General features: G+C 64.0%; 6 protein-coding genes, 1 other RNA gene and 1 riboswitch. All 7 genes read right to left on the bottom strand.

What is annotated here, in order from left to right:
• Positions 1-149 precede the first annotated feature (149 nt).
• Positions 150-977, bottom strand: coding sequence for a hypothetical protein (locus ACIPK7_RS27165; RefSeq protein ID WP_401091332.1), 828 nt, complete (start codon positions 975-977; stop codon positions 150-152).
• Positions 978-1,026: 49 nt separating this feature from the next.
• A complete protein-coding gene (locus ACIPK7_RS27160; protein WP_401091330.1) occupies positions 1,027-2,253 on the bottom strand; it encodes a tyrosine-type recombinase/integrase in 1,227 nt (408 codons plus the stop codon).
• Positions 2,254-2,417: 164 nt separating this feature from the next.
• Positions 2,418-2,775, bottom strand: a transfer-messenger RNA (tmRNA) gene (gene ssrA / locus ACIPK7_RS27155).
• A gap of 74 nt (positions 2,776-2,849) precedes the next feature.
• Positions 2,850-3,527, bottom strand: coding sequence for a type 1 glutamine amidotransferase domain-containing protein (locus ACIPK7_RS27150; RefSeq protein ID WP_192435571.1), 678 nt, complete (start codon positions 3,525-3,527; stop codon positions 2,850-2,852).
• Between the two features lie 86 nt (positions 3,528-3,613).
• A complete protein-coding gene (locus ACIPK7_RS27145) occupies positions 3,614-4,627 on the bottom strand; it encodes a sodium:calcium antiporter (protein ID WP_192435572.1) in 1,014 nt (337 codons plus the stop codon).
• Positions 4,628-4,679: 52 nt separating this feature from the next.
• Positions 4,680-4,852: riboswitch (yybP-ykoY riboswitch) on the bottom strand.
• Between the two features lie 37 nt (positions 4,853-4,889).
• Positions 4,890-8,174 carry a carboxyl transferase domain-containing protein gene (locus ACIPK7_RS27140; RefSeq protein ID WP_401091327.1) on the bottom strand — a complete coding sequence of 1,095 codons (3,285 nt, stop codon included), beginning with the start codon at positions 8,172-8,174 and terminating at the stop codon, positions 4,890-4,892.
• A gap of 149 nt (positions 8,175-8,323) precedes the next feature.
• Complete coding sequence (locus tag ACIPK7_RS27135; RefSeq protein ID WP_081520678.1) at positions 8,324-8,590, bottom strand: hypothetical protein; 267 nt, start codon at positions 8,588-8,590, stop codon at positions 8,324-8,326.
• Positions 8,591-8,668: the final 78 nt, after the last annotated feature.

The raw sequence follows: 8,668 nt of genomic DNA, 5'->3' as shown, positions 1-8,668 counted from the left end.
GCGGAAAACGTACGTCGTTGCTTGCTCATCAGACACCTCTCTCACGGCGAGGATTCTCGCCTAAATCGGTGTCCGGGATCAGTAGACCACTACACCCACACCCCAAGAGTCATTTCACTTTAGGCAAAGTGAAATTGCACTATTGAGCATTAGGCTTCAGCTGGATTGTTCGCCTCTTTAGCCAGCTTGTTCGCCTCGGCAAAGACCTTCGTAACCCTGCTCGGGCTTATTCTCCACCGTGGATGGCGCTCCTTGAGTGTCTCTGCGATTTCATCTTGAGTGCACCCTCTTGCTTCGGTTAGCAACTCGATCATTCCGGAGATGATCAGCCGATAAGACTTCGGCGTTGGCCTGTCAGACAGTTGCCAGTTTACAGGGGCCTCATTGCCCGAGGCTCGCGGCTCGCCCTTAGCGATAGGGATGTACTCCCGGTGCTCTATGAATGGGCTCAAGATGTAGGCCGGTTCGGACGGGCCGTCGTCGTCATAGCTCCATGTCTGTCCGTGAGAATGAAGGATCGCTGGCCATTCGGGGCAGGCGTTCGGGTCATTCATAAGCTGTGCTGCTTGGCAGACTTCTGGTGGTGCGTAGATTCTTCGGAAGTGATCTTCTGCTACGTCTTCGACGCTTCCGTCAGCACGGTCGACCATTACTCTCCACTGGCCTCCCTCGCTATCTTCGATCCACGATCCGTTCAAGGGGTAAGGAATGACTGCCAGCCAGTCAGCACCCACGAGCCTCAACCGATCATGGTCCTTGTATTCCTCCCAAGTGTCCCTATCGAAAATAAGGAACGTACAGTTGGGATAAGTGCTCGAGTCCTTCGGCGCGAATTGCATGTACGCCGGGACTATTCCCAGCCGCGCGTATTCCGCCATCTCATCCGCAGAGACTTCCTCTCCAATTAGCAAGGACAGGAGTTTCGCGGCTTCAGCTTCAGAGATGTAGCGCTTGAGTTTTAGAGGTTTGATTGCCATGTGTCCTACTGAATCGATGTTGCGATGACAGACCATCTTGCTTTGCCGGTCATGCCCGCTTGATTGCCACCACATTGCCGCCGGCCAGCCTATCGAGATGGTCTGCATACCACTGCATCATTTCTCGGCGTTGGGGCAGGTAGACCGCCTTGTTGTACACGCCGGCTACCCCTTCCTTGACGTGGGATAGCTGGGCCTCAATGTGGTTTTCGTCGAAACCATGTTCGTTGAGGGTCGTGGACGCGATGTGCCGGAAGCCATGGCCGGTTTGCCGGCCTTCATAGCCGAGGCGGCGCAGGGCCATTAAGAACACGGTATTGCTGCGGGGCTTGGTCGCGTCGCTGCGGCCAGGGAAGAGCAAGGGATAGGTGCCCGTCAATATGTGCAGGTCGCGCAGCAACTCGACGGCCTGTTGCGGCAGCGGCACCAGATGCTCACGACGGCGCTTCATGCGCTCGGCCGGAATCGCCCACAGGGCGCCATCTAGATCGAACTCCGACCAACTGGCTTCCCGAAGCTCCGAGGGGCGGCAGGCCAGCAGCGAAAGCAGTTGCAATCCAATGCGAATGTCGGCGGCGCTGGGGTAGGAGCGAATAGCGCGCAAGAGCGCTGGCAATTCCGCCTGGGATACATGGGCGAAGTTTTCCACTGGCCGGGTCTGAAGGAACTTGTGCAAGCCCTCCAGCGGGTTGTGCGTCGCTCGGCCGGTGACGCGCGCCAGGTCGTAGATTTCCTTGCACATGCCGCGCACGCGACTGGTTTGCTCGACGATGCCGGTCTGCTCCATGCCGCGCAGAAACTCCATCCACTCGATGGGCAGAATCTCGGCAAAGGGGCGTTTCCCGAACACCGGAAAAACATGCAGTTCAAGGGCGCCAATGGTTCGGATCGCTGTGCCCTCAGTCCATGTCTTGCGCTTGTTGGCGTACCACTCACGGGCCAGCTTTTCGAAGGTGTTGGCGGCGGCTTCGGCCTCGGCGGCCTTTCGGGCGTGCTTCATCGCCAGTGGGTTGCGGCCCTGGGATACATCGCCCCGGAGTTCGGCTGCCTTCTGGCGGGCCAGCGAGCCGCCAACCTCGGGATAACTGCCCAGGCCGATCCATGACCACTTGCCATCGGGCTTCTTGTAGCGCAGCTGCCAAGACTTTCGCCCGTCCGGTTTGACGCGGAGATACAGGCTATTACCGTCGTGCTCCCGGTATTCCTTGTCTTCCGGCTCCAGGGTGGCAAGCACCGTGTCGGCCAGTGGGCGGCGCTTGATTTCGCTGCGCTTCATCCGTGTACCCCTCAGTTTCAATTTTTGATTCGGGTACAGGGGAGGATACACGGCGGGCTGTGCTATGTGTATCCATTGGGGGACGTGCAGAAACAAGAAAGCCCGCACGGGGCGGGCTTTTCAGGGTGTTTCCGATCATGTGGGAACATGTGGAAACTTGCATTTGGTGGAGCCGGGGGGATTTGAACCCCCGTCCGCCAGTTCTCCGCTGTCGGTTCTACATGCTTAGCCATCTCTATTAGGTTAACTCCTCGCGGCCCGAGTGGCAGGGCGCTTGGAGCGAGCTGTATGAGTTTTAGCCGTTACGTCTACAGCGAACTTGGCGGCGATCCTGTTCTATATGACAGACCTAATCTTCGGGTTTACAGGCATCCCCTAGGGTCTGCTAGCGGCACTTAGGCTGCTAGGGCGTAGTTGTCGTCGTTGGCAACTATAAAGTTGTGGCAGCTGATTTACGAGAACTGTCACCTACTCGGCATGCCCCTAGAGTTTTGTTACCGGCGTCGAATCCTAATCGGCCCCAAAACCTGTCAAGGTCGAGATCCATTCTACGGGAAAGCCGCCCCGATAGCCACCCGGGGCGGTGCAAGGTGTTGTCAGCTCAGGAATTTCAGCACGGCTTCGGCCACGGCCTCGGAGGACGCGGGGTTTTGCCCTGTGATCAGGCCGCGGTCCACCTCGACGTGGCTCTGCCAGTCAGGGCCCTTGCTGTAGCGGGCGCCGTTGGCCTTGAGCATGTCCTGAACGAGGAAGGGCACTACGTCGGTGAGGCCCACGGCATCTTCCTCGCTGTTGGAGAAGCCGGTAACGTGCCGACCCTGTACCAGCGGCCGGCCGTCGAGTCCGCGTGGGTGGCGGAACACGGCCGGGGCATGGCAGACGGCGGAGACGGTTTTGCCGCTGGAGTGGAAGGCTTCGATCAGCGCCACCGAGGTGCGGTCCTCGGCCAGGTCCCAGAGCGGGCCGTGGCCACCGGGATAGAACACGGCGTCGTAGTCATCGGCCTTCACCTCACTGAGCTTCACGGTATTGGCCAGCGCTGCCTGAGCGTCGCTGTCCTGGCGGAAGCGCAGGGTGGCCGGGGTCTGGGCGCTTTCCTCGTCGCTCTTGGGGTCGAGCGGAGGCTGGCCGCCCTTGGGCGAGGCCAGGGTCAGGCTGGCGCCGGCATCCTTGAACACGTAGTAGGGCGCGGCGAACTCCTCGAGCCAGAAGCCGGTTTTCTTGCCGGTGCTGCCGAGCTGGTCGTGGGAGGTCAGGACTACCAGGATTTTCATGTTCACTCCTTCGGCGTATCGCTAGTCGTGCGGCTGCCGCCGAAACGGCAGCCCGGACTGTCAGTGTAGGCAATGAGCCGTCTGCGTCAGCGCGACAGGGTGATACCCAGATAGGCGGCGTACAGCATGCCGTTGAGCAGAAGCACCCAGATCGGCAAGCCGCCGTCACGCTGGGCGTTGATCCGCAACCAGAGCGCAGCGCCCAGGGTCACCAGTACGCCAGTTAGCACCTCGATACGCGGCTGCCAGGGCGTCAGAAGGATGCCGATCGCGGGCAACAGGGTGCCCTGGAAGACCATGGCGCCGCTGATGTTGCCGAAGGCCAGGGTGTCCTTGCCGCGACGCACCCAGAGGATGCTGTTGATCTTCTCCGGCAGCTCGGTGGCGATGGGGATGATCAGCAGCGACAGCAGCAGCGCGGAAATCCCCAGGATGTGCGACAAGCCCTCCACGCCATGGATGAAGCCCTTGGCCCCCAGTACCAGCAGCACAAGGCCCAGCAGCAGTTGCAGCAGGATGGTGGCGAGGTTGGTCGGCAGTCCGATGCGCGCCAGGTACATGTGGTGGTCGGCCTCGGTGCCGTGGCCGTCTTCCACAAGGCTTTGCGAGGCGCGGATGGTGAGCGTGATGTAGCCGAAGTAGGTGAGCACCAGCAGCACGCTGAGGGCGACGCGCACGGAGTGCAGTTCAGCCGGCACGAACATGGCGATGGTGGCGAAGCTGAAGGCGGCCAGGAAGAAGTTCAGGTCGCGCTGCATGCCCGTGCGCTCGGGACGGATGCGCCCGAGCAGGCCACGAGAGCGCCAGGCGGCGAGTGCCATCAGGCAGGTGGACAAGGTGGAGAGCATCAGTGGTGCGCCGAGGATCGCGCCGACGCCGACTTCCTCATTGAGGTTGACATTGCTGGTACCGGCGAACAGTGCCAGCAGCGGGATCAGGGTTTCCGGCAGGGCGGTGCCGATGGCGGCGAACAGCGAACCAGTGACGCCTTCGGAAATCCCCAGGCGCTCGCCGAAGTGCTCCAGCGCGTTGGTGAAGAGTTCGGCGGCAATCAGGATCACCAGCAACATGCCGAGCAGTTCGAGGATGAAGGTCAGCATGCGCGCAGCTCCAGAGGGATGGAGCGAAGGGTTGGGTGGTGCATCACGGTGAAGCTCCCGGCCGGTGTAAGTACCCATGACCACGCATCTCCCCGGCCGTTGCGGAGAACACGTGGTCAAAGGTCTTGCCAGGCAAAGCTGCTGACGACGCCATGGCCTGCGGGCCAAGTGTGTTGACGTCGCCCCCGTTCGTCGAACGGTCGGCTACTCCCCAATGACGCCGCGCATTCTAGCGGATCGGGCGGGCAGCTCAACCGACATCTCACCAGGTATCGATCAGTGGACGCTTTTTCCCCTGGCGCGGTGCGGGCTTCGGCGTCGACGCCAGGCCGCGCAGCAACCAGCGGCGGGTGTCGGCCGGGTCGATGACGTCGTCGATCTCCAGGTAGCTCGCCATGTTCAGCCCCTTGCCGTTGCGGTAGGCGGCGGCGACCAGCTTGTCGAACAGCTTCTGCCGCTCCAGCGGGTCTTCAATCGCGGCCAGCTCCTTGGCGTAGCCGAGGCGGATCGCTCCCTCCAGCCCCATGGCGCCGAACTCGCCGCTGGGCCAGGCAACGGTAAACAGCGCGGCGTGGAAGCTACCGGCGGCCATGGCCTGCGCGCCGAGGCCATAGCCCTTGCGTAGGACCACGGTGAAGAACGGCACGCTGAGGCTGGCGGCGGTGACGAACATGCGTGAGACGTGGCGCACGGTGCCGGTCTTCTCCGCTTCCGGGCCGACCATGAAGCCGGGGGTGTCGCACAGCGAAATGATCGGCAGGTCGAAGGCGTCGCACAGCTGCATGAAGCGCGCGGCCTTGTCGCCGGCCTCGGCGTCGATGGCGCCGCCCAGGTGCATGGGGTTGTTGGCGATCAGGCCGAACGGCTTGCCTTCGATGCGCACCAGTGCGGTGACCATCCCGGCGGCGAAGTGCCGGCGCAGTTCCAGCACCGAGCCGCTGTCGGCCAGTTGCTCGATGACCTGGCGGATGTCGTAGACGCGCAGGCGATTCTCCGGCACCGCATGGCGCAACAGGCGCTGGTCGGCGCACTGCCAGTCGGCGCTATCGCCCTGGAAGTAGGCGAGGTACTGGCGGGCGACGCGGGTGGCTTCGGTTTCGTCCTCCACCAGCACGTCGATCACGCCATTGGCGCTCTGCACGTCGCTGGGGCCGACTTCCTCGGGAGCGAACCTGCCCAGGCCGCCGCCCTCGATCATCGCCGGACCCGCCATCCCCAGGCTGGTGTCGCGGGTGGCGATGATTACGTCGCAGCAGCCGAGCAGCGCGGCGTTGCCGGCGAAGCAGCGGCCGGAGACCACCCCCACCAGCGGCACCAATCCCGAGAGCCGCGCGAGGCCGACGAAGCTCATGTTGTCGAGCCCGGCCACGCCGACGAAATCGGTGTCGCCCGGACGTCCGCCGCCGCCTTCCGCGTAAAGCACCAGCGGAATGCGCCACTGCTCAGCGAGGTGCAGCATGCGGTCGGTCTTCTTGTGGTTCATCACGCCCTGGGTTCCGGCGAACACTGTGTAGTCGTAGGCCAGCACCAGGCAGCGCGCCTTCTCATTGCCGAACTGCGCGGCGTTGATGCTGCCCAGGCCGCTGACCAGACCGTCAGCGGGGCTGCTGGTGATCAGTTCTTCGACGCTGCGACGACGGCGCTGGGCGGCGATGGCCAGGGCGCCGTACTCGATGAAGCTGCCTTCATCGAGCAGGTCGGCGAGGTTCTCGCGGGTGGTGCGCTTGCCGATCCGGTGGCGCTTGGCGACGGCGTCCGGGCGGCGCTCGTCGAGGCCGATGGCGTGGCGTTCGAGCACTTCGGAGAGGTCGGCGCGGATGGCGTCGAGATCGATGGCGGCGCTGCTTTCATGGTTCTGTGCTTCGATCTCTGCCGGCTCGACGAACAGCAGCGCGTCGCCGTCGCCGAGGCTGTCGCCGGGGGTGGCGGCGAGACTGTGGACGATGCCACTGGCGCTGGCTTTTACCTCGAATTCCATCTTCATCGCCTCGACCACGGCGATGGTCTGGCCCTGGGCAACGGCATCGCCTGTGGCCACGTTCAGGCTGACCAGCACACCCGCGCTCGGCGTAGCGAGAGGGATGCAGCCGGCCGGTGCTTCGCTGCTGCGCGGGGCTTCCCCGGATGCGCCGGCATGGCTGAAGAAGCGATGCGGGTGCGCGTGATCCTGTGCGCCCAGCAGTGTGGGCAGGTGTTCTTCGATGTAGCGGGTGGTGACCTGGTTGTCCGCCACCGGGCTCTGGCGCAGCAGATTTAGCAGCAACGGAATGTTGCTCGCCACGCCTTCGAGGCGGAATTCGCAGAGCGCGCGATAGGCGCGCTGCACCAGCTGTGGATAGCCGCCGTTGCCGTGGACGATCAGCTTGGCCAGCAGCGAGTCGTAGCCGGCGCTGTTGCGGTAGCCCGCGTAGCCGTAGCCATCCACGCGCAGGCCGGGGCCGCTGGGCGGCTCGTAGGCGCTCAAGGTGCCGCAAGCGAGATGGGGCGTGCCGTCGCTGGCGAGGGTTTCCAGGTTGATCCGCAGTTGCAGGGCGTGGCCGCGCGGCACGGGAATCTCCGCCTGGGTCAGGTTCAGCTCGGCGAGGCTGGCGCCCGCGGCGATACGCAGTTGCGCCTGGACCAGGTCGATGCTGGTCACTGCCTCGGTGATGGTGTGTTCGACTTGCAGGCGCGGGTTGGCTTCCATGAACACGAAGTCGCCGCTGTCTTCGTCCAGCAGGAATTCGAAGGTGCCCAGGCCGCGATACTCCACAGCTTCGGCCAGGCGCACGGCAGCGGCGAGGATAGCACCGCGCAGGCGCGGATGCAGGTTTGGGCTGGGGGCGATCTCAAGCAGTTTCTGATTGCGTCGCTGCAAGGTGCAGTCGCGCTCCCACAGATGGCTGACGACGTGGCCGTCGCCGATGACTTGCACCTCGATGTGGCGGGCGTGCTGGATCAGGCGCTCGACGTAGAGGCGATCATCGCCAAAGGCCGCGCGGGCTTCGGCCTGACAGCGGGCGTAGGCGTCAGCGATTTCCTCGATGCTGCGCACCGCGCGCATGCCGCGCCCACCGCCGCCGGCGAGGGCCTTGATCATCATGCCGGCGCCGGCGGGCAGTTCGCGGAAGAAGCGTTCGGCATCTTCCAGTGAGGTCGCGCGGTTGCTGCCGGCGGCCAGCGCCACGCCGTGATCGCGGGCGAGGTCGCGGGCGCGGGCCTTGTCACCGAAGACGTCGAGCACCTCCGCCGAGGGGCCGACGAAGGTGAGCCCGGCGCTTTCGCAGCGCCGGGCGAAGCCGGCGTTCTCGGAAAGGAAGCCATAGCCCGGATGCACCGCGTCGCAGCCCTGGGCCAGGGCGATGTCGATGATCTGCTGCTGGTCGAGGTAGGCGCTGGCGCCACGCCCTTTCAGGGCCGTGGCCTGGTCGGCCTGGCGAGTGTGCAGCGAGGCGGCGTCGTCCTCGGCGAAGATCGCCAGCGTCTGGATACCCAGCTCGGCGGCGGCGCGGGCAATGCGGATGGCGATCTCGCCACGGTTGGCGATGAGCAAGCGGGACACGGGCATGGCGATTCCGTTGTGCTTCTTGTGATGAGGAATCGCACCATCTTAGGCGGGGGCGTTAGCCGGGGAATCAACTGCTGCGTTGCGAATGCCTCAGGCTTCGCGGGCCTTATGAGCGGCGACCGGCCGGGAGCCGGCCGCCGCGTACGGGATCACCCGTTGGCTCCGCCGTCGCCAGCGTTTTTCTTCAACAGCTGCAGGGCTTTTTCGGTCTGCGCGATGCAGGCCTTGGTGTCACCTGCGGCCTGGGCCTGGGCGGCCTTTTCCTGCAGACGCATGGCCTGCTCCTGGGCCTGGGTGTTGTTGGTGACGGTTTTCACCGCGTCATCGACTTTCTGCAGATTGTCGCTGCACAGATCGGCGGCAAAAGCCGGCGACGCCAGCAGGGCGGCTGTAATGAGCAGGGCGGCACGTTTCATGGCAGTACTCCTGTCAACTTGACCGTTGTCGCGGACCGAACGAGCGGGCCGTACAGGGTGGACCGCCACGATTCACGT

Origin of the sequence: Pseudomonas sp. NPDC086581, assembly GCF_044746165.1 — a bacterium.
Classification (GTDB): Bacteria; Pseudomonadota; Gammaproteobacteria; order Pseudomonadales; family Pseudomonadaceae; genus Pseudomonas.
Note: the sequence above shows the minus strand (reverse complement) of the source record. Positions and strands in the feature narration are given on the sequence as shown.